Below are 20,771 nucleotides of genomic sequence, written 5' to 3' on the forward strand. Positions count from 1 at the left end.
TTTCAACACTACCTGTTTGATCACTCCAATCCGCTACTGTTCCTTAGATAGCGATTTTTTTTTAAATTTCAAGACTTCTTCGGAGCTGCGACAACCACAACGGCCGGCCTTAACAAACGATCGGCCAGCGTATAACCCTTTTGCAAAACGGAAACGACTGTATTCGGGTCCTGATCGGCTTCAACCATCTGAATAGCCTGATGTTTCATAGGGTCCAGCTTTTCACCCTGTTCAGGAACGATTTCGAAAATCTTGTTTTGTTCGAATACCTGATTCAGCTGACGAAGAGTGGCATCAACCCCATCCTTGATGGAATCGACGGAAGGCACTTCTGTCTTCAATGCCATTTCCAGACTGTCTTTTACGCCAACCATGGACTGGGCAAAATTCTCGATCGCGAATTTATGCGCCTTGGCAATATCTTCCTGAGCGCGTCTGCGAATGTTTTCACCTTCGGCCTTGGCACGCAAAAACGCTTCCTGCATTTCGGCCGCCTGCTTTTCAGCATTTGCCAGTTTTTCTGCAAAAGCATCGTCTTCTTTTTCAACAGTTTCTTCCTCTGGCATTTCCACTTCCTCTACCAAAGGGTTGGCACTGTTATTTTCATTTTCCGGGTTTTGCACTGTGACCTCCACGTCAATATCTTTCAGAATTCTTTTGACATGGGGACAAGTGGAATAATTTCAAGGGAAAAAGGGAAAATAATTTTTCTTTGTGCAAAACGACAGAAAAATCAATGGGTTTTTAACATTTCCCGTGCGTGATTCAGGGTTGCGTCAGTGATTTCAACACCACCGAGCATACGGGCGATCTCCTGTATACGTTCATCGTCGGCCAGTTCGACAATACGGGAAACCGGATGGGGGACTTTATCAACAGACACCTTGCTGACCTGAAAATGGCGGTTTGCCTGACTCGCAACCTGGGGAAGATGGGTAACACACAAAACCTGGTGATCTTTTCCAAGTCTTTTCAACAAGCGCCCGACCACTTCGGCAACTGCACCGCCGACTCCCGAATCCACTTCGTCGAAAATCAGCGTCGGCGTTGCCGTCGCTTTCGAGGCAATCACGGAAATAGCCAGTGAAATGCGGGCCAGCTCGCCACCCGAAGCCACTTTCGCCAGCGGCCTCAATGTGGTGCCCGCATGGCCGGCAACCAGAAACTCAACCTGATCGACACCATAGGCATGAGGCGCTCCGACTGACACTTCAATCGAGAACCGGCCTCCAGACATATGGAGATCTTCCATAATGGAAGTCACCATATCACTCAATTCTTTTGCCGCTTCACGCCGTTTTCGTGAAACCGTCTCAGCCAGCTGAAAATACCGCTTTTGCGCTTCAGTTTCCTGTTTGTGCAATCCGTCTATATCGAAAAGCTCGCCAAGCTTTTGCAGCGCCGCTTTCTTTTCACTCAACTCGGCATGCAAAAATTCCGGCTGTACCTTGAACTGGCGTGAGGCGGAATGCAGCGCTTCCATTCTTTTTTCGACCGTATTCAAAAGCCCGGGATCGAGATCGGCACGGGAAAGATAATCTTTAAGAGCGTAAGACGCTTCCTGCAACTGGATTTTCGCCGACTCCAGCAATTCAACGACAGGAGCCAGTTTCTGGTCGTAAGCCGTCAGTTTCGATAAATTCTGTTCAAGCGCATGCAAACGGGACAAGACAGGCTGATCGGATTCAACAATCTCCGAAACGGCAGCTCCTGCGCCTTCAATCAGGCTTGCCGCATGAGAAAGGCGGTCATAATCGCTGTTGACCCGTTCCCATTCGCCCTCTTTCGGATCGAGCTTTTCCAGTTCATTGACCTGCCATTCGAGATGTTCTTTTTCAGCAAGAATTTTTCTGGAATCGTTCTCGACTTCTTCGATTTGTCGGGATAAAGCCTGCCAGACCCGATATCGGATGGACAACTCTTCCAGTTCAGCTTGCAAACCGGCATGTCTGTCCAGAAGCAGGCGCTGCTCATCCTGTTTCAGCAACAACTGGTGGGCATGCTGGCCGTGGATATCGACCAGAAGGGAAGCCAGTTCACGCATCTGGGAAGTCGTGACAGCCACCCCATTGATAAATCCCCGTGACCGCCCCGAACTGTCAATCGTTCGGCGAATCAGCACAGAATCGTCCCCGGCATCGATTTCATTAGCCCTTAGCCATTCCGTAACCGCTTCGTTTACAGAAAATTCCGCACCGATATCAGCCTTGCTGGCTCCCTCGCGAACGACACTGGAATCCCCACGGCCACCCAGCGTCAATTGCAGCGCGTCGATCAGGATCGACTTGCCCGCACCGGTTTCACCCGTCAATGCGGAAAAGCCGGAACTGAAGTCCAGTTCCATGCTGTCGACAATAACAAAATCATGAACAGTGAGCGCTCGGAGCATGTGAATTTACGGTTTCAATGAATCGGCTGACAATCAATGAATAAGGCAAAATCCTAGTCAACGACTTTTTCACGTCTGGAAATCTCGTTCCAGTGCAACTTGTTACGCAAAGTATCGTAATAACTCCATCCCATTGGATGAAGGAAAGTAATCGTGTCTGCCGAACGCTTGATGAATATCCGGTCGGAATTTCTCAGGCTGGCAAAAGACTGGGAATCGAAATTGATGCTCGGCTGATTGGCTTCCACGACTTCCACAACGATTTCACTGGTATCCGGAATGACAATAGGCCGGTTCGATAGCGTATGCGGAGCGATCGAAACAAGCACAATCCCGCCAAGATTCGGATGCAACATCGGACCACCGGCAGAGAGGGAGTAGGCAGTCGACCCCGTCGGCGTCGAAATAATGAGGCCATCCGAACGCTGCTGATACATAAAGTGACCGTCCACATGGACACGAATGTCGATCATGCCCGAGCCACCTCCACGGGAAATGACGATATCGTTAAACGCTATGGCATGATGAACGGTTTCACCGGCGCGGATAATGGAACCTTCCAGCAGAAAACGCTGCTCGGAAATATATTTCCCTTTCAGCATTTTATCCAGCACCAGCAACATGCGGTTCAACGGAATATCCGCCATGAACCCCAGATGGCCGTGATTGATCCCGATCATCGGAACGCTATAAGGAGCCAGCTGCCGGGCAATCCCCAGCATGGTTCCGTCGCCACCGATAACGATAGCCGCTTCAGCCTGTGCACCGATCTCTTCCAGATTCATCGATACAATGCCCGGCGTCGAAATATTGGCTGCCGTTTCAGATTCGTAGACAACAGTATGACCTGCCTCCGCCAGGAAGTTGGCGACCTTCTCCATCGACTGGATAATACTGCTGATATATACCCTCGATACGAGTGCGAAAACTTTCTTTTTTGGCTGCATTTTTATCCGTGAATTAGCTATAACGAACAGTTTCAGATTACACCAAAAATCCCTTTCTGAAACAGAAAATATTCCAATCAAATAACATAATCCGTCAAAACCCTGATTTTCTCCTTTATTTTATCCGGAAGAGTGCAGTTAAAATCCCACAAAAACAGGGGATTTTTCCGGGGAGAAAGACAATTTTCCTGCATTTTGAAATTTTTAAAACATTCCGTAGTCAAAAAAGCCTTATAAATCATTAAAGATCATATTGTTCTCAAAACATGGAAATCAACAGGATATATAATTAACAATTACATCATTTCACGAAAAGAAAAACAAAGTCAAAATGTCTCTTGAACCGCGTGCACTGACCTTATTGAAAACTCTGGTTGAACGGTATATTGCCGAAGGTCAGCCCGTCGGTTCGCGTGCCCTGTCCAAATTATCCAAGCTGGATCTGTCTCCTGCGACTATCCGCAATATCATGGCCGATCTGGAAGAAATGGGTTTTGTCTCGAGTCCGCACACCTCTGCCGGAAGAATACCGACCCCGCGAGGCTATCGTGTATTCGTCGATACGCTTTTGACCGTCCAGCCAGTCAGTGAAAATGCGATCGAGTCGAATCTCCAGCTAAGCCCGCAACTTGGAAAACCCCAAAAGATCATTTCCAATGCAGCCCAGATGTTATCCTCGCTGACACAATTTGCGGGAGTCGTACTGTCCCCACAACATGAATCCGCATTTCAGCAAATTGAATTTTTACGTCTTTCCGAAAAACGGATATTGCTGGTTATCGTGACCCCGGACGGCGACGTCCAGAACCGCCTGCTTCTGACCGAAGTCGATTACACGCCCTCGCAACTGAACGAAGCCGCCAATTACATTAACAGCCAATACAATGGCCTGAGCTTTAATGAAATCCGGCTGCGACTGCAAAGCGAGCTGAAAGAAATCCACAGTGATCTCTCCAAGCTGATGCAAACCGCCATCGAAGCCGGTGACGAAGCGGTATCGGACAATAGTGAAGATGTCGTCATTGCTGGCGAAAACAACCTGTTGAGCGTCAACGACTTTGCCTACGACATCCATTCCCTGCGCAAGCTGTTCGACATGTTCGAACAGAAAACGGCACTGATGCAATTGCTGGATGTTTCCAGCAAGGCCAGCGGCATCCAGATATACATCGGAGGCGAGTCACAACTGCTCCCGATGGACGACATGAGTGTCGTCACGGCTCCTTATCAGGTCAACGGAAAAATAGTCGGCACACTGGGTGTCATCGGGCCGACACGGATGGCCTATCAGAAAGTCATTCCCATCGTGGATATTACAGCGCGCCTGCTGTCAAACGCGCTTTCCCATCCTTGAAAATTAACGGAAACGATTGATTTCGTCACGTGTTTTGATGGCGGCCTGACGGGAAACGCTGGCGTAATTCTCGTTCTGGTCAATGCCTGCGTACAGAATGGCACGCGAAGAATTGATCATCATTCCACGCCCATTGGCCGTGCGGCCGGCGTTGACCGTCGCTTCGATATCGCCGCCCTGGGCGCCAATACCCGGAATCAGCAAAGGCATATCCCCGATAATGGAGCGGACTTCTGCGATCTCATGAGGAAACGTTGCGCCAACCACCAGGGCACACTGCCCGTGCGTATTCCATTTTTCAGCGACCAGATGAGCCACGTGTTGATAAAGCGGAATGGTTTTTCCGGATTCGCTGACTTTCAGGAACTGGAGGTCAGATCCGCCGGGATTGGAAGTACGTGCCAGAACAATCGCTCCCTTGCCCGTATATTCCAGATAAGGTTCGACCGAGTCGAATCCCATATAAGGGCTCAGAGTAACGGCATCGGCGTTATAACGTTCAAAAACTTCCCTGGCATATTGCTGCGCCGTTGCGCCGATGTCGCCACGCTTGGCATCCAGAATGACAGGGATGTCCGGATAATTCTCACGGATATAACTGCAGATGTCTTCAAGTTGATTTTCCGCTCTGGCTGCATGAAAATAGGCAATCTGGGGTTTGAATGCACAGACAAGATCGGCCGTTGAATCGATAATGTTCTTGCAAAAAGCAAAAATACTGTCGGGTTGCCCACGGAGATATTCCGGGAAACGTTTTGTATCCGGATCCAGCCCGACACACAAAAGCGAATTGCTTTTTTCCCACGCAGCCGATAGTTTTTCAATAAATGTCACTGTAATATCTCCGTAAATAAAAATTGCACCACATCATATTATCGCCCAGCTATGTCACAGTTATCCAGAAAAGAATGGTTTTTGCTCCTGTTTCTTACCGTTTGTTGGGGACTTAGCTGGCCAATCATGAAATTCGGCATCCGTTATTTCCCGCCGATCACATTCCGGACACTGGGTTTGCTTGCTGCCTTGCCCATCCTGTTCATATTTGCACGATCACAACACGCCTCGCTCGCCATTCCAAAAGGTCATCTTCTGTCACTGATCAAGTTGTCCATACCGAATGTGCTCGTCTGGAATACGATGATCATTCTGGGTATCGGGATGCTTTCTTCAGGTCGTGCTGCCATTCTCGGATACACCATGCCCATCTGGGCCGTTCTGGCCGGATTCATTCTGTACAAAGACAAATTGAGCCCTATGGCATGGCTGGGTGTAATTTGTGCCGGTTCAGGCGCAATCCTTCTTTTATCCGGTGAATTTTCCAATATTGCCGGCAAACCGCTCGGCACCATTCTCGTTTTGATCGGAGCCTGCAGCTGGGGTTATGGAACTGTTGAAATGCGAAAAACCGTCCTTGCGATGCCGTCGATCTCCGTCACATTCTGGATGATCGCCATCAGCGCCATTCCATTGACGATTTATACCGTCATTTTCGAGCATTCAAAATGGCATCAGGTTGATGCATGGGGATGGGCAACCATTGCCTACAATGGACTGATGGTCTTCGGTATGGCGAATATCATCTGGATCCAGATGGCAAGGAAACTGCCTCCCGTTGTATCGAGCCTGTCAGTCATGATGATCCCCGTTGTCGGTGTTTTTTCCGGAACATTGCTGCTGGCTGAAGCACCTAGATGGCAGGATTATGCCGCACTGGTATTGATACTGGCATCAATGAGTACCGTCTTGCTGAAACCCTCACGAAACCATAAAGAAGAGGCTGAAGACATTCCCCGAAAAGATCCGCAATGATAGCGAATTCCGATTGCAGAGATACTAGCGCCCGCGCCGGTCAACCAGATTCTGCAATTCATCCGTATAAACACAGTATTGTGCTTTTCCGCTGCGCTTGGCTGATAAAAGAGCAAGATCACTTTGCTTGATCAATTGATCGATATGCATTTTGGGATCTCTCGAAAAGGCGATACCCACACTGACCGACAATATTTTCAGGTTCTCCGAAGCGTCAAACACCTTTTGCATTTCTTCCAGAATATGAGCAGCCTTATGCTCGAGTTCTCGCTGATTGCATTCTTCCACCATAGCAATCAGGAATTCATCGCCGCCGATACGGCAAATCAGATCATCGGGACAACAAAATCCCAGAATGTCACCCACCGTTTTCAGGGTATCATCGCCGACCTGATGACCGTGCAAGTCATTGATGAGCTTGAAATTATCCAGATCGACGTAAAGAAGGCTGACCTGAGGAGCATGGCAATTTTCTATTCTTTCATAGAAATAACGCCTGTTATACAAACCGGTCAAAACATCCGTATTGGCACTCAGCATCAGGCGCTCCTCGAATGTCCTCTCTGTCGTCACATCCCGGCAAATACACAGTTTGCCGATAAAACTGTCAAATACATCGACAATCGGTTCTTCCGATATTTCGACAATTCGCGTGATACCTTTATTCTTCAGGCAAACCTCGATTTTGCCTGTCTCATTCACTTTCGAATTCTTCAGAATGGATTTTTTCCATTTTTCGAAGTCCACGCCGATCACATTAATCGGTTTTACTTCAAAATATTCCTCGAATTTTCGATTGATGTCAGTGATTCGTCCCTTGTCGTCATACACCAGAATGGCAAAAGGCATGCTCCTGAGGATGATTTCCAGTTCAACCGTCATATTGCCCAGATCGGTCACGTCATGCGCGACACCGACTGTCCCCATCAATTCACCATCTTCGTCAAACAACGGCGACTTGTAAGTCTTGAACTGGCGCATTCCCTGCTTGCTTTTGACCCTTTCATCGAACACACAGGTTTTGCGGGCCTGCAAAACCATTTCCTCGGATTCCAGACAGATATATTCGCCACAGGCATACTCATCCGGTTCAATATCCCAGATATAGTAATGTCCACGCCCTTCTACATCGCTTCTGGTTTTTCCGACCGCATTGCAAAAGGCATTGTTGACCTTGAGATGAGAACCACGAATGTCCTTGAACCAGACAAGATCCGGAATACTGTCCATAGCCGTATGCAGATAAGTATGAGTCAGATAAGCATCTTTTCTCAACTTGATCTGTTTAAATACCTGTTGAAAATGAAATGAGACAAGTTGCGGAGAGAGCGGAGTCATCCAGATATCGCTACACGACTCCATATCGTTTTTCGACAAGCCGTCGGCTTGCCCGGAAGAACCGCAAAAAATCAGGAAGGCATTCTGTTTACACAAGCGGCGAATATTGGCCAGGCTCTCCTGCACGGGAACATCGATTATGACAATATCCCCTTTCCGGGCTTCATCCGGATTGAATTCAGACAGAACAACAGGAAAATATTCAAAATTTTCCAATGGTTCGATTTTCCGGATTTGTGACAACCAGATATCGTCACGACTGAAAATTTTAATGGCGAGTTTGCACCGGTACATAAATTCTCCACAACACAAATATAGAGATGCCTTTTATCTTTCAATCGCAAGCGACAAGGCGGCCACTTGTAAAAAACTTTAATTCCCCAGTTTCTCTATAGAGAATATCATTTTTATAATTTTTTGCTATAAAAAAACATTCAGAATAGTTCCACGTTGCAATATTTGTTAAAAGCACAACAAAAAAGGCAGCTTTCGCTGCCTTTTTCAAAACAAAGTTATTTTGTTTACTTTTTTTCAACCTTTGCATCTTTGGATTGAGCATTACAATCATTTTCAATAATGATGACACTTGGCGGTTTTACCGCATCTGTCGCAGCTGGAGCGACAACAGCCGCCGGTTTTTCTACCGGTGCGACATAACCGGCCGTCATGGGCAACATCGGAACGACCAGCAGGGCAACGATATTGATAATCTTGATCAATGGGTTGACTGCAGGGCCAGCCGTATCCTTGTATGGATCGCCGACTGTATCGCCTGTGACAGCGGCCTTGTGAGCTTCAGAGCCCTTGCCACCGAAGAAACCGTCTTCGATATATTTCTTGGCATTATCCCAGGCACCGCCACCCGTCGTCATCGAAATGGCAACGAACAAACCGGTCACAATCGTACCCATCAACACACCACCCAAAGCCGCAGGCCCTAAAGCCAGACCGACAACGATCGGAACGATAACCGGCAACAGGGACGGAATAATCATTTCCTTGATCGCGGCAGACGTCAGCATATCGACAGCCTTGTCGTACTGTGGCTTGGCCGTGCCTTCCATAATGCCAGGGATTTCCTTGAACTGTCTGCGAACTTCAACGACAACGGAACCGGCTGCACGACCGACTGCTTCCATCGCCATTGCGCCGAACAGGTAAGGGATCAGACCGCCGATAATCAGGCCGATAATGACTCTTGGATTGGACAAATCGAACGACGTCGACAAGCCAATGGAATCCAGTGCATGGGTATAATCGGCAAACAGAACCAGTGCTGCCAGACCGGCCGAACCGATAGCGTAACCTTTCGTCACAGCTTTCGTCGTATTGCCGACAGCATCCAGCGGATCGGTAACGGCACGGACGGAATCCGGCATACCGGCCATTTCAGCGATACCACCGGCATTATCGGTAATCGGACCGTATGCATCGAGTGCAACGACGATACCGGCCATGGATAACATGGACGTTGCAGCAATCGCGACCCCGTACAATCCACCACAGAACTGATAAGTAATGTAAATGGCGGCACACACGGCGAGAACCGGATAAGCGGTCGATTTCATGGAAACGCCCAGACCGGCAATGATGTTGGTGCCATGACCTGTCGTGGAAGCTTCAGCGATATGCTTGACCGGTTTGAAATCCGTACCGGTATAGTATTCCGTGATGTAAACCATCAAACCGGTCAGAACGATACCGACCACGGCTGCACCCATCATCTGGTAACGCATGTCTTCCGGCATGATCCACCATGTGACGCCGACGAAACCGATCAGCGACAGGATCGCGGACCACCACAAGCCTTTGTACAGGGCAGACATGACTTTCTTGTTTGGATCGGCCTTGACCATTGAACAACCGATAATGGAACCGATAATCGAAACGCCACCGAGCAATAAAGGATAAATGATGGCCTGTGTCGTCGCATTCGTAATCAACAGGGAACCCAGCAGCATCGTTGCGATCAGCGTCACGACGTAGGTTTCGAAAAGGTCAGCCGCCATACCTGCGCAGTCGCCGACATTGTCACCGACATTATCGGCAATAACGGCAGGATTGCGTGGGTCGTCTTCAGGAATACCGGCTTCGACCTTGCCGACCAGATCGGCGCCGACGTCAGCACCCTTGGTGAAGATACCACCACCCAGACGGGCAAAAATGGAAATCAGGGAAGCGCCGAAAGCCAGACCGACCAGAGGTTTGATCAGGTCATGAGGAGAAAGGCTGGCAGCCGATGGCAGATAGGAAAGGACAATATAAAAAAGGGAAACGCCCAGAAGTCCCAGACCGGCTACGAGCATGCCGGTAATCGCCCCACCGCGGAATGCAACGTTTAAGGCACTTTGCATGCCATTCACCGCTGCCTGTGCCGTACGGACATTGGCGCGAACCGAAACGTTCATCCCGATAAAACCGCAGGCTCCGGACAAAACCGCACCGACCAGAAAGCCGATTGCCGTCGCCCAGCCCAGACCGGGAATAAAGCCGATGATGATAAACAGCACAACACCTACAATACCGATCGTCCGGTATTGCCGTGCCAGATACGCGGCGGCGCCTTGCTGAATTGCGTGGGCAATCTCCTGCATCCTTTCATTTCCGGCGTCCTTTGCCAGAATCCAGCTACGGGTGACCAGACCGTAAATAACGGCCAGCACACCGCATGCAACGGCAAACCACAAACCTACAGCCATAATGACTCCTTTATCAGATTGACGTTCTACTTCTTCAGTTTAATGAGAATGTCGGTTGCCCACGAATGAGATCAATTCTTCAGCGCGTCGATAATACCTGCGCGGATCTGTTCAATCGGGCCGACGCCGGAGAGCTTGCGATACTGGGGGGCACCCGGTGCACCGGACTGGGCCCATTTGCTGTAATAGCCAACGAGCACTTCAGTCTGGTCGTGATAAACAGCCAGTCTCTTCTTGACGGTTTCTTCCTTGTCGTCGTCACGAATGATGAGATCTTCTCCCGTCAGGTCATCCTTGCCTTCTGTTTTGGGGGGATAGAATTCGACGTGATACGTTCTTCCGGAACCCGGATGGACACGTCTGCCGCTCATGCGGGCAACAATCGTTTCGTCCGGCACATCGATTTCAACAACATAATCGATAGCGATACCGGCATCTTTCATCGCTTCGGCTTGACCGATCGTACGAGGGAATCCATCGAACAGATACCCTTTTTCACAATCAGGCTGTTTCAAACGATCCTTGACCAGATTGATAATCAGTTCATCGGAAACCAGACCACCGGATTCCATGATTTTTTTCGCTTCGAGACCAAGAGGTGTGCCTGCAGCGACAGCTGCACGCAACATATCGCCGGTTGAAATCTGCGGAATACCGTATTGTTCACGGATAAAAGCCGCCTGTGTGCCTTTGCCTGCACCCGGAGCTCCCAACAATATTAGACGCATTACAAAATTCCTAAAAATATGAATAAAAAAAATGACGGCCTGTTCTCTGTTTGCGGTCAACTCACGCCAATATACGACAAGCCATCTTTGAAATAACTGATTCTACCTTGGAATCCAAACAAATTCGACAATTGTCAATAAGGATTGTTGCAATTAAAAAGCACGCCTGACGCGTTCCAGATCCTCTGGCGTATCGACACCGGCCTCGGGAATCTTTTCCGTTACGTGCACGGCAATCGGATAACCATGCCAGAGTACACGCAACTGTTCCAGTGATTCAATCTGCTCTATCGGGGAAATGGAAAGGGAAGAGTATGTCTGAAGGAAATCGTTGCGGAATGCATACAGGCCGATATGACGCAAGGCATTGAATGGATTGGGAAAGGTTTTGTCCGGTTTTGAATAACCGTCCCGGTACCAGGGAATGGCTGCCCGTGAAAAGTACAGCGCCTTGTTGAACCGGTCCAGAACGACTTTGACGAAATTGGGATTGAAGATCTCATCCGGCTGTTCCATCCGGTGTGCGGCAGTCGCCATCGGCACGTTTTCCGAAACAAGCGCCGCCGTTGCCGATATCAGTTCTGGATCGATCAGGGGTTCGTCTCCCTGAACGTTAACCACCACATCGGTGGCAGACCAATTCATTTTTGCCGATACCTCGGCAATACGGTCAGTACCCGAAACGTGGTCTTTTCTTGTCAGCACAGCTTTAACCGCCTGTTTTTCGCAGGCATCGACAATCGACTGATCGTCTGTAGCCACAATGATATCTTTCGCTCCAGCCAAAGCAGCCTTTTCAGCCACTCTGACCACCATAGGTTTTCCGCCTATATCCGCAAGCGGCTTGTTCGGCAAACGGGTCGATGCCAGCCGTGCGGGAATAACGACATAAAAGGACATAATCAATTAAAAGAAAGGATGAAATTCAATATTTGTCAGGCAACTCTTCCAGCACACGCGCCTGATCCTCCCACATAATGGGAATACCGTCCCGAACCGGATAGGCCAGTCTGTCCCCACGACAGATCAGTTCCTGTTTTTCCCTGTCGTATTGCAATTTGCCCTTGCATAAAGGACAAACCAGTATTTCAAGCAAGTCTGCATTCACGGCATTTCTCCACTATCCGGCGTTCCAGCTCATCATTATTATCGATTTCCACCCTGGCAGGAACCACCCATATACGTCCATCCGACACTATTTCTTCAATTTGGGCACACTTCACGGCATCTTTTTCAGTGATCAGGATAATATCGGCGTCCAGTTTGCCAAACGGATTCGATGAAAAAGCGAAATGATCCGGCAAGGGCATTTCCGTGAAATCCAGTCTTGCCATGCGCAAGGAAGCGAAAAAGCGGGACGGATTGCCGATCCCGGCCGCTGCGACGGTTTTCAGCGTTTCTCCTGAAGAACCTGTCTGGATTTCCTTCAATTTTTTGACGTGTGTCCGGTCTTTCAACTGTTCTGCCCTGTCGGTGACCATTCGCATAAGAAACATGTCATCCACGTAAATGGGATTGCCCGGAGCCGGGCTGTTATTTCCGTTGATGACGGTAAAATCACGGCGTCGCGAAACCGGTTCACGCAAAGGGCCAGCCGGCAACATCCATCCATTTCCGCCGCCGCGTCCGTCAAATAACATGATTTCCACATCGCGGGCCAAAGCGTAATGCTGCATGCCATCATCAGAAATAATAATATCTACTTCAGGATGGTGCGACAGCAAAAACAGGCCTGCTTTTACCCGATTGCGACAAACGACAAGCGAACATCCGGTCTTGGAAACGATCAGCAACGGCTCGTCACCAGCCCGATCCGATTTCGAGTGGTCCGTCACCAGCGCAGGATCGTCGTTCGAAGCGCCATACCCTCTTGAAATGACACCGGGATTGAAACCTGCTTTCCGGAGCGTATCGACAAGCCAGATGACCAGAGGAGTCTTGCCCGTTCCACCCACAAAGACATTCCCGACAATAAGGACAGGAACAGGAAGACGATACGATTTGAACCACCTGTTTTTATAGGCAAAACGGCGGAAAGCGACGACAAGCCTGAAAAGCAGGGACAAGGGCCACAGAAGCGCGGAAAACAATCCACGTTTCATCCAGATGTTCATCCATCCACTTGCTTTGCTGTTTTGCTGGCTCAAAAAGACCCTTTCGCTTCCTTATACCGCACAAAAGACCATTATTCAGATTTTACCTGTGTAGCAAACGTCAATCTGTCCAGACCGGCAAGTCGCGCAGCCTCGAGAATATGAATGACATTCTGGTGACGGGCAGCGCCATCGGCAGAGATGATCACAACCGGCCCTTTTCCATCATCCGTCTTCGGCACCCGTTTCTGCATTTCAGAAGCGAGCTGGGAAGGGCTGACGTAAGGGATACGCTCATTATTGATGGCAAAATCACCTTTGGCATCGACAGACACATTCAATTCCAGCATACGCTGTGGCGATTTTTCGGCATTGGCCACAGGCAAGGTAATCTGCAATTCGGAAAACTTGCTGTACGTCGTGGTCACCATCAAAAAAATCAGGATAACCAGAAGCACATCGATAAAAGGAATCAGGTTGATTTCAGGCTGCTCATGGTTTTTTCCGCGTCGAAAATTCATGTTCACCTCTTTCTTTCCCGATTAACGTGAGGAACAGATCACATCGACAAGCCTTGCCGATTGTCTTTCCATCTCGATCAGAAAACTGTCGACAAGCGCCCGGAAATGACGATAAAAAACGAGAGTCGGCATGGCAATCAGCAAACCGAAGCCGGTATTGTAAAGCGCCACAGAAATCCCGTGAGCCAGTTCCGCAGGATTGGCCCCTCCGGCATTTTGTGAACCGAAAATCTCGATCATCCCGACAACCGTACCGAACAGGCCCATCAGGGGAGCCAGCGTGGCAATCGTCCCGATCGTCGTCAGAAAGCGTTCCATCTGGAGAGCGACACTGCGGCCGGTTTCTTCCATCGCTTCCTTCATATTGTCGCGGGAAACATCGGAATGCTGCAATCCGGTCGCCAGCACTGTCCCCAAAGGCGAACCCTTTTCCAGTTTGTCGATTGTCGCCGCATCCACACGACCTTCACGATACTCACGTATGACCTGATCCAGAAGATGTGGCGGCAAAATCTTTCGGCGTCTCAGATAAATGAGACGTTCGATAATCAGGGCCAATGCAATAACAGAGGCGATCAGCAAAAACCAGATCGGCCATCCTGCCGCTTGAATGATTGAAAACACGAAAGCCTCCAGACGAAAATCAAAACTTGTTTATCAGTCAGCCTGCTTTTATAACCCGAGCCGTTCTCTCATGTTGGCGATGGCATTTTTAACCTGGAGAGGTGCCGTACCACCGATGTGATCCCGCGCCTTGACCGATCCTTCGAGTGTCAGAATTTCCATCACATCCGATTCGATCAGGTTTGAAAATTCCCGCATCTGTTCCAGCGTCATTTCACTCAGATCACAGCCTTTTTCCACACAAAACCGTACCGCTCTTGCGACCGCTTCATGTGCGTCACGGAAAGGAAGTCCTTTTTTAACCAGATAATCGGCCAGATCGGTTGCCGTAGCATACCCCTGAAACGCCGCCTGACGCATCATTTCCGGTTTGACCGTAATCGCGCTGACCATATCCGCAAAAATACGCAAGGTATCCGATACCGTATCGACCGTATCGAAAAGCGGTTCCTTGTCTTCCTGATTGTCCTTGTTATACGCCAGAGGTTGGCCTTTCATCAGCATCAGCAGTCCTATCAGATGACCATTGACGCGACCGGTTTTGCCTCTTGCCAGTTCCGGCACATCCGGATTTTTCTTTTGCGGCATAATCGATGAACCGGTACAAAAGCGATCCGCAATATCGATAAAACCGACTCTCGGGCTCATCCAGATAATCAGTTCTTCCGACATTCTGGAAATATGTGTCATGATCAGGGCGGCATCGGCGCAGAACTCGATAGCGAAATCCCGATCGGAAACCGCGTCCAGCGAATTGCGGCACACTTCTTCGAATTCCAGCGTTTTCGCCACTCTTTCCCGATCGATTGGAAATGTCGTGCCTGCCAGTGCAGCGGCGCCCAGCGGGAGACGATTGACGCGTTTTCTGCAATCCCTCAAACGTTCGATGTCACGATTGAACATTTCGGCATACGCCAGCAAATGATGGCCGAAGGTAACAGGCTGGGCGACCTGCATATGGGTGAAACCGGGCAAAATCGTGTCGAAATGCTTTTCGGCCAGATTGAGCAGGGATTCGCACAAACGATGCAATAAATGGTCGATATCGTCGATTGCGCTACGCATGTACAGACGGATATCGGTCGCGACCTGATCGTTTCTGGAACGTCCCGTATGCAAACGCTTTCCGGCATCCCCGATCAGATCGGTCAGACGGCGTTCAATATTCATATGAACGTCTTCGAGCGCAATCTGCCAGTCGAAACTGTCATTGGCGATTTCCTCCGAAATCTGTTTCAGGCCGCGCATGATATCGGCAAGATCCTGCGTACTGATAATCTTCTGTGCACATAGCATTTCGGCATGTGCAAGAGACCCCTGAATATCGAAAGCGGCCATCCGCTTGTCGAACGTCACCGACGCCGTATAACGTTGAACCAGTTCGTCCACCGGTTCCGAGAACCGTCCGGACCATACATCGCTTTTAGTTGAAGATTTTTCGCTCATAATAAAATCCTGTTGAATAGGCAGGATTATAGAACAAGCTGCCCCAAACAAGGAAACACGTCAGAAAATAAAGCCTGATAAGAAAATCCCCGCTTTTCGCGGGGATTTCCATTCAGTTGAGATAAATCAGGAAATATCCCTAACCGCGCCACGGTCGGCCGAAGCGGCCGTTGCCGCGTAAGCTTTCAATGCCTTGGAAACCTGACGGTCACGATTGACCGGTTTCCATGCATCGGCGCCTTTGGCTTCCATCTTCTGGCGACGCGCTTTCAACTCATCGTCAGAAACCCGGAGCTGGATGCTGCGAGCCGGAATATCGATATCGATCATATCGCCTTCCTCGATCAGGCCGATAGCGCCACCGGAAGCCGCTTCAGGAGAAGCATGACCGATCACCAGACCGGAAGAACCACCGGAAAAACGACCATCGGTAAACAGGGCGCAAGACGTACCCAATCCCTTGGATTTGATATATGAGGTCGGATACAGCATTTCCTGCATACCCGGGCCACCTTTCGGGCCTTCGTAACGAATGATGATGACGTCACCCGCATGAACCTTGTCGCCTAAAATCGCATCGACAGCATCTTCCTGACTTTCGAAAATCCGGGCTTTGCCGGAAAATTTCAGAATGCTGGAATCGACGCCTGCCGTTTTGACGATACTGCCCTTTTCAGCGATATTGCCATAGAGCACAGCAAGACCACCATCTTGTGAATAGGCATGAGCCTTGTCGCGGATACAGCCGGACACGCGATCGGTATCCAGTTCCTCAAAACGGGAATTCTGCGAAAAGGCCTCGACCGTCCTGACACCACCCGGAGCGGCCTTGAAGAAAGTTTTGACATTTTCATCAGCCGTCGTCATGACATCGTACTGTTTGATCGCATCGCCCAGCGTTTTACTGTGAACCGTCGAGGTATCCGGATCGATCAGACCTGCGCGGTTCAATTCAGCCATAATGCCGAGAATGCCGCCGGCACGGTGAACGTCTTCAACGAAATAATCATGGGTTGCCGGCGATACCTTGCAAACACAGGGAACACGACGGGAAACCTGATCGATGTCGGCCATCACGAAAGGCACTTCACCTTCATTGGCGACTGCCAGCAAATGCAAGACCGTATTGGTCGACCCCCCCATAGCCACGTCCAGAGCCATCGCATTTTCGAGCGCAGCCTTGGTGACGATACTTCTAGGCAAAACGGAATTGTCGTCCTGTTCATAATAACGTCTGGTGATTTCAACGATCGTTCTGCCCGCTTTCAAAAACAGTTCCTTGCGGTCGGCATGCGTTGCCAGCAAGGTGCCGTTGCCGGGAAGCGACATGCCCAACGCTTCTGTCAGACAGTTCATCGAGTTGGCCGTGAACATGCCCGAACAGGAACCGCAGGTCGGGCAGGCCGATCTTTCGTAGTCCGCGACCTGTTCATCGGTAATATTCGGATTGCCAGCCTGAATCATGGTATCGATCAGATCGACCTTGATCACGTTCTTGTCGCTCTGTCCGTGGAAAGCACCCAGAATCTTGCCCGCTTCCATCGGACCGCCTGACACGAAAATGCTCGGGATATTCAGGCGCATGGCAGCCATCAACATTCCCGGAGTGATTTTGTCACAGTTGGAAATGCACACCATCGCATCGGCGCAATGGGCATTCACCATATATTCCACGGAATCGGCAATCAATTCACGGGATGGAAGGGAATACAACATACCGCCATGACCCATGGCAATACCGTCATCCACCGCAATCGTGTTGAATTCCTTGGCAATACCGCCTGCCGCTTCAATTTCGCGCGCCACCATCTGGCCGAGATCTTTAAGATGAACGTGACCGGGAACGAATTGGGTAAAGGAATTGACGACAGCGATAATCGGTTTGTCGAAATCACCATCTTTCACACCGGTTGCACGCCAGAGCGCGCGCGCACCTGCCATATTCCTTCCATGCGTGGAAGTCCAGGAACGATATTGAGGCATTTGAAATCTCCAGTTTATTTTTGCAATAACGGAATATTTTGACACGAAATGCAAAAGGAAACATCTTTATTAACTGTGCAGCTTTCAAACAATAGCGTTAAACTCGCACTTTATTTGTTCTACAGCTGTGCCATATAAAAAACATGTGACACAATTGCCACCTTGAAGAAACAGATCAGGTGTCATTTCCAGATGCACCCTTAAAATTATGCTAGTACATCCATTACCCGATCCGGTCGCGTTTTCCATCGGCCCCCTTCCCGTACACTGGTACGGCCTCATGTATCTCTTTGGCTTCATTCAATTTATCGTTCTGGGCAGAATACGGTTAAAACAACCCCACATCGAACGCGAAGGCTGGAAAAAATCCGATCTGGACGATATGTTGTTTTACGGCGTTTTAGGCGTGATCATCGGTGGCAGGCTCGGTGAGGTATTTTTCTACAACCCGTCGTACTTCCTGTCCCATCCCATCCAGATTTTTGAAGTATGGCACGGAGGCATGTCTTATCACGGCGGATTTATCGGTGTCATCATCGCTGCTGCAATCTGGTGCTACAAGAGAAAAAGAAACATGGTCCAGACACTGGACTTCATAGCGCCATTGATACCGCTCGCTTATGCGGCAGGCCGTATCGGCAACTTCATCAACGGCGAACTGCCGGGCCGCATCGCCGACGCATCTCTGCCCTGGGCCATGATCTGGCCGAACGTCGATGCCTTGCCACGTCACCCATCCCCTATTTATCAGGCCTTGTGCGATGGATTGCTGATGTTCATTATTTTATGGGTTTATGCCAGAAAAGAACGACCGCTCGGCGCCGTCAGCGCCATGTATGCTTTCTTGTACGGTTCCGCCCGTTTCTTTACTGAATACTTCCGGGTACCGGACTATGAAGTAAGCTTCTTCGGCATAACGATTTCTGCCGGGCAAATGCTTTCGATTCCAATGATTGTATTCGGCCTTTTGGCATGGATACTGATCATCAGGCATGCAAGGAAAAAGAACATTTTCCGCTAGCCAAAAAACAAAAAGGGAAGAACACTAGTCATGTTCTTCCCTATTCAGGACACGGCGAATGATATCGCCGGAAAATCCCCTCTGCATCAGGAAACGGATCTGTTTTGCCTTTTCCGAAGCGTCAACAGGCTTGCTGCCAAACTTTTTTTTCCAGACACCTAGCGCCCTGTCAAATTCATTTTCAGACATCACGCCTTTTGCTTCATCCAGCGTTTTTTCATCCACGCCATGCATTTCGAGTTCGCGAAGGACACGCCCACTTCCATAACGTGCTGAACGCTTCCTGACAAAGGCTTCGGCAAAACGTTCTTCGGAAAGAAATCCCTGCTTTTGCAACCACTCCATCAAGGCGGCCAGATCATCCCCTTCTTCCACATAAGAAGATAATTTTCTGGCAAGCTCTTTCGGGCTGTATTCCCGGATGGACAAATACCTTAACGCACGAGCTTTTAAAGTCGTTTTCGGTTTCATTGAGTCATACCCTTCAATTTGTCAAAAACGACTTCTCATTTCTCCGGACTGGATTATTTTGCCTCTTCGGCACTTTCTTCCTTATCTTTTATCGGAGGCAATTCCCGGACACCATACGAAGCACGGACCTTGTTTTCGATTTCACGGGCCAGTTTCGGATTGGCACGTAGATAGTTGCGGGCATTGTCCTTGCCCTGCCCGATCTTCTCACCATTGTAGCTGTACCATGCCCCTGCCTTGTCGACAATCTTGGCTTCGGAGCCCAGATCCAGAATTTCCCCTTCGCGGGAAGTGCCTTCACCATACAGGATGTCGAAATACGCTTCCTTGAATGGAGGCGCCGTCTTGTTCTTGACAACCTTGACACGGGTTTCACTGCCGATGACTTCATCTCCGGACTTGATGGAACCGGTACGGCGAATATCCAGACGGACCGATGAATAGAATTTCAGTGCATTACCACCCGTCGTCGTTTCGGGATTGCCGAACATGACGCCGATTTTCATACGGATCTGGTTAATGAAAATAACGGATGTATTGGTCTTGTTGATACTGCCGGTCAATTTGCGCAAGGCCTGCGACATCAGGCGCGCCTGAAGACCGGGAAGTGAATCGCCCATATCGCCTTCGATTTCGGCTTTTGGCGTCAATGCGGCAACCGAGTCGATGACGATCAGATCGACGCCACCGGAACGAACCAGTGCATCCGTAATTTCAAGGGCCTGTTCGCCTGTATCCGGCTGGGAAATCAGCAAATCCTGCAAATGAACACCCAGTTTCTGTGCATAGCCTACATCAAGAGCGTGTTCGGCGTCGATGAAGGCGCAGGTTCCGCCCAGTTTCTGCATTTCTGCGATGACCTGCAAGGTCAGGGTTGTTTTACCGGACGATTCAGGACCGTAAATTTCGATAACCCGGCCTCTTGGCAAACCGCCAACGCCCAAAGCGATATCCAGTCCCAGAGACCCTGTTGAAACGGAAGGAATTTCTTCCACAACAACACCGGGCGCCATCCGCATAACGGAACCTTTGCCGAATTGCTTTTCAATTTGAGCCAACGCAGCTGAGAGTGCCTTGTTTTTCTCCTGATTGGATGCGTTTTTATTATCGTCCATAAGATTCTTTCAATTTAAATAGCGCAGAAAAAATTCAAAATCATGTTGCTGTATATATTAACAGTATTTTTGAAAAAATAATTTAATATTTTATCGATATCGTCAAAATTATTACCGGGCCCGATTCTTTTAATCGAGGGGCATTTTCGCTATAATAACGCTAACACCATGGCACAAACGGTTGTTGATCTGCATGAGTGTTGGCAGCTTGTTTTGCCTTACCGGTAAACTGT

20 protein-coding genes are annotated in these 20,771 nt (G+C 49.4%); 3 read left to right on the top strand and 17 right to left on the bottom strand.

Features of this window, described 5'->3' with window-relative positions; all coding sequences use genetic code 11:
- Positions 1 to 68 precede the first annotated feature (68 nt).
- From grpE to BRW83_RS00105, 3 genes are all read right to left on the bottom strand, one after another.
- Positions 69 to 623, bottom strand: a complete 555-nt coding sequence (gene grpE, locus BRW83_RS00095; RefSeq protein WP_005882696.1) for a nucleotide exchange factor GrpE — start codon at positions 621 to 623, stop codon at positions 69 to 71.
- Between the two features lie 110 nt (positions 624 to 733).
- A complete protein-coding gene (gene recN / locus BRW83_RS00100; protein ID WP_005882694.1) occupies positions 734 to 2,389 on the bottom strand; it encodes a DNA repair protein RecN in 1,656 nt (551 codons plus the stop codon).
- A 53-nt stretch (positions 2,390 to 2,442) separates the two neighbouring features.
- The gene (locus BRW83_RS00105; protein WP_005882692.1) at positions 2,443 to 3,336 is read right to left on the bottom strand and encodes an NAD kinase; all 894 of its coding nucleotides are present in this window, start codon (positions 3,334 to 3,336) and stop codon (positions 2,443 to 2,445) included.
- A gap of 331 nt (positions 3,337 to 3,667) precedes the next feature.
- Here BRW83_RS00105 and hrcA point away from each other — a divergent pair, with 331 nt between their 5' ends.
- Positions 3,668 to 4,690: a heat-inducible transcriptional repressor HrcA gene (hrcA, locus tag BRW83_RS00110; protein ID WP_005882690.1), complete on the top strand. Its 1,023-nt coding sequence runs from the start codon at positions 3,668 to 3,670 to the stop codon at positions 4,688 to 4,690.
- A 3-nt stretch (positions 4,691 to 4,693) separates the two neighbouring features.
- Here hrcA and pyrF read toward each other — a convergent pair whose 3' ends face one another.
- Positions 4,694 to 5,524: an orotidine-5'-phosphate decarboxylase gene (pyrF, locus tag BRW83_RS00115; protein WP_005882688.1), complete on the bottom strand. Its 831-nt coding sequence runs from the start codon at positions 5,522 to 5,524 to the stop codon at positions 4,694 to 4,696.
- A gap of 51 nt (positions 5,525 to 5,575) precedes the next feature.
- Here pyrF and BRW83_RS00120 point away from each other — a divergent pair, with 51 nt between their 5' ends.
- A complete protein-coding gene (locus BRW83_RS00120; protein WP_081442210.1) occupies positions 5,576 to 6,499 on the top strand; it encodes a DMT family transporter in 924 nt (307 codons plus the stop codon).
- Positions 6,500 to 6,523: 24 nt separating this feature from the next.
- Here BRW83_RS00120 and BRW83_RS00125 read toward each other — a convergent pair whose 3' ends face one another.
- The 11 genes from BRW83_RS00125 to ilvD all read right to left on the bottom strand — a co-directional run bounded on the left by BRW83_RS00125 (position 6,524) and on the right by ilvD (position 17,931).
- The gene (locus BRW83_RS00125) at positions 6,524 to 8,131 is read right to left on the bottom strand and encodes a sensor domain-containing protein (RefSeq protein WP_005882684.1); all 1,608 of its coding nucleotides are present in this window, start codon (positions 8,129 to 8,131) and stop codon (positions 6,524 to 6,526) included.
- Positions 8,132 to 8,171: 40 nt separating this feature from the next.
- On the bottom strand, positions 8,172 to 8,396 hold the full coding sequence (locus BRW83_RS11925; RefSeq protein WP_155811816.1) for a hypothetical protein: 225 nt from the start codon (positions 8,394 to 8,396) through the stop codon (positions 8,172 to 8,174).
- The gene (locus BRW83_RS00130; protein ID WP_005882682.1) at positions 8,359 to 10,536 is read right to left on the bottom strand and encodes a sodium-translocating pyrophosphatase; all 2,178 of its coding nucleotides are present in this window, start codon (positions 10,534 to 10,536) and stop codon (positions 8,359 to 8,361) included. Before BRW83_RS00130 ends, BRW83_RS11925 begins: the two co-directional genes overlap by 38 nt.
- Positions 10,537 to 10,607: 71 nt before the next feature.
- A complete protein-coding gene (gene adk / locus BRW83_RS00135; protein ID WP_005882680.1) occupies positions 10,608 to 11,264 on the bottom strand; it encodes an adenylate kinase in 657 nt (218 codons plus the stop codon).
- A 153-nt stretch (positions 11,265 to 11,417) separates the two neighbouring features.
- On the bottom strand, positions 11,418 to 12,164 hold the full coding sequence (gene kdsB, locus BRW83_RS00140) for a 3-deoxy-manno-octulosonate cytidylyltransferase (RefSeq protein ID WP_036603378.1): 747 nt from the start codon (positions 12,162 to 12,164) through the stop codon (positions 11,418 to 11,420).
- 25 nt (positions 12,165 to 12,189) lie between these two features.
- Positions 12,190 to 12,372: a Trm112 family protein gene (locus BRW83_RS00145; protein ID WP_005882676.1), complete on the bottom strand. Its 183-nt coding sequence runs from the start codon at positions 12,370 to 12,372 to the stop codon at positions 12,190 to 12,192.
- Complete coding sequence (lpxK, locus tag BRW83_RS00150; protein ID WP_232451491.1) at positions 12,353 to 13,366, bottom strand: tetraacyldisaccharide 4'-kinase; 1,014 nt, start codon at positions 13,364 to 13,366, stop codon at positions 12,353 to 12,355. The genes BRW83_RS00145 and lpxK overlap by 20 nt, the downstream gene beginning before the upstream one ends.
- An 83-nt stretch (positions 13,367 to 13,449) precedes the next feature.
- On the bottom strand, positions 13,450 to 13,878 hold the full coding sequence (locus tag BRW83_RS00155) for an ExbD/TolR family protein (RefSeq protein WP_036603375.1): 429 nt from the start codon (positions 13,876 to 13,878) through the stop codon (positions 13,450 to 13,452).
- A 21-nt stretch (positions 13,879 to 13,899) separates the two neighbouring features.
- Complete coding sequence (locus BRW83_RS00160) at positions 13,900 to 14,502, bottom strand: MotA/TolQ/ExbB proton channel family protein (protein ID WP_036603372.1); 603 nt, start codon at positions 14,500 to 14,502, stop codon at positions 13,900 to 13,902.
- Between the two features lie 48 nt (positions 14,503 to 14,550).
- Complete coding sequence (gene argH, locus BRW83_RS00165; protein ID WP_005882668.1) at positions 14,551 to 15,948, bottom strand: argininosuccinate lyase; 1,398 nt, start codon at positions 15,946 to 15,948, stop codon at positions 14,551 to 14,553.
- A 126-nt stretch (positions 15,949 to 16,074) separates the two neighbouring features.
- A complete protein-coding gene (gene ilvD, locus BRW83_RS00170; protein ID WP_005882665.1) occupies positions 16,075 to 17,931 on the bottom strand; it encodes a dihydroxy-acid dehydratase in 1,857 nt (618 codons plus the stop codon).
- 208 nt (positions 17,932 to 18,139) lie between these two features.
- Here ilvD and lgt point away from each other — a divergent pair, with 208 nt between their 5' ends.
- Entirely contained in the window at positions 18,140 to 18,952 is an 813-nt protein-coding gene (gene lgt / locus BRW83_RS00175; RefSeq protein WP_005882663.1) for a prolipoprotein diacylglyceryl transferase, read from the top strand.
- Positions 18,953 to 18,976: 24 nt separating this feature from the next.
- Here lgt and recX read toward each other — a convergent pair whose 3' ends face one another.
- Together recX and recA are read right to left on the bottom strand one after the other, a co-directional pair.
- Complete coding sequence (recX, locus tag BRW83_RS00180) at positions 18,977 to 19,423, bottom strand: recombination regulator RecX (RefSeq protein WP_005882661.1); 447 nt, start codon at positions 19,421 to 19,423, stop codon at positions 18,977 to 18,979.
- Between the two features lie 53 nt (positions 19,424 to 19,476).
- Positions 19,477 to 20,538 carry a recombinase RecA gene (gene recA, locus BRW83_RS00185; RefSeq protein WP_005882659.1) on the bottom strand — a complete coding sequence of 354 codons (1,062 nt, stop codon included), beginning with the start codon at positions 20,536 to 20,538 and terminating at the stop codon, positions 19,477 to 19,479.
- Between the last annotated feature and the right edge of the window lie 233 nt (positions 20,539 to 20,771).

The sequence above is a fragment of the Oxalobacter formigenes genome (assembly GCF_002127965.1).
GTDB lineage: Bacteria > Pseudomonadota > Gammaproteobacteria > Burkholderiales > Burkholderiaceae_D > Oxalobacter > Oxalobacter formigenes.

Bases quoted from the DNA above. Each gene is read 5' to 3' on its own strand.
- recN (WP_005882694.1), bottom strand. From the start codon at position 2,389: ATGCTCCGAGCGCTCACTGTTCATGATTTTGTTATTGTCGACAGCATG.
- BRW83_RS00105 (WP_005882692.1), bottom strand. From the start codon at position 3,336: ATGCAGCCAAAAAAGAAAGTTTTCGCACTCGTATCGAGGGTATATATC.
- hrcA (WP_005882690.1), top strand. From the start codon at position 3,668: ATGTCTCTTGAACCGCGTGCACTGACCTTATTGAAAACTCTGGTTGAA.
- BRW83_RS00120 (WP_081442210.1), top strand. From the start codon at position 5,576: ATGTCACAGTTATCCAGAAAAGAATGGTTTTTGCTCCTGTTTCTTACC.
- BRW83_RS00125 (WP_005882684.1), bottom strand. From the start codon at position 8,131: ATGTACCGGTGCAAACTCGCCATTAAAATTTTCAGTCGTGACGATATC.
- BRW83_RS11925 (WP_155811816.1), bottom strand. From the start codon at position 8,396: ATGCTCAATCCAAAGATGCAAAGGTTGAAAAAAAGTAAACAAAATAAC.
- BRW83_RS00130 (WP_005882682.1), bottom strand. From the start codon at position 10,536: ATGGCTGTAGGTTTGTGGTTTGCCGTTGCATGCGGTGTGCTGGCCGTT.
- adk (WP_005882680.1), bottom strand. From the start codon at position 11,264: ATGCGTCTAATATTGTTGGGAGCTCCGGGTGCAGGCAAAGGCACACAG.
- kdsB (WP_036603378.1), bottom strand. From the start codon at position 12,164: ATGTCCTTTTATGTCGTTATTCCCGCACGGCTGGCATCGACCCGTTTG.
- lpxK (WP_232451491.1), bottom strand. From the start codon at position 13,366: ATGAAACGTGGATTGTTTTCCGCGCTTCTGTGGCCCTTGTCCCTGCTT.
- BRW83_RS00155 (WP_036603375.1), bottom strand. From the start codon at position 13,878: ATGAATTTTCGACGCGGAAAAAACCATGAGCAGCCTGAAATCAACCTG.
- argH (WP_005882668.1), bottom strand. From the start codon at position 15,948: ATGAGCGAAAAATCTTCAACTAAAAGCGATGTATGGTCCGGACGGTTC.
- ilvD (WP_005882665.1), bottom strand. From the start codon at position 17,931: ATGCCTCAATATCGTTCCTGGACTTCCACGCATGGAAGGAATATGGCA.
- lgt (WP_005882663.1), top strand. From the start codon at position 18,140: ATGCTAGTACATCCATTACCCGATCCGGTCGCGTTTTCCATCGGCCCC.
- recX (WP_005882661.1), bottom strand. From the start codon at position 19,423: ATGAAACCGAAAACGACTTTAAAAGCTCGTGCGTTAAGGTATTTGTCC.
- recA (WP_005882659.1), bottom strand. From the start codon at position 20,538: ATGGACGATAATAAAAACGCATCCAATCAGGAGAAAAACAAGGCACTC.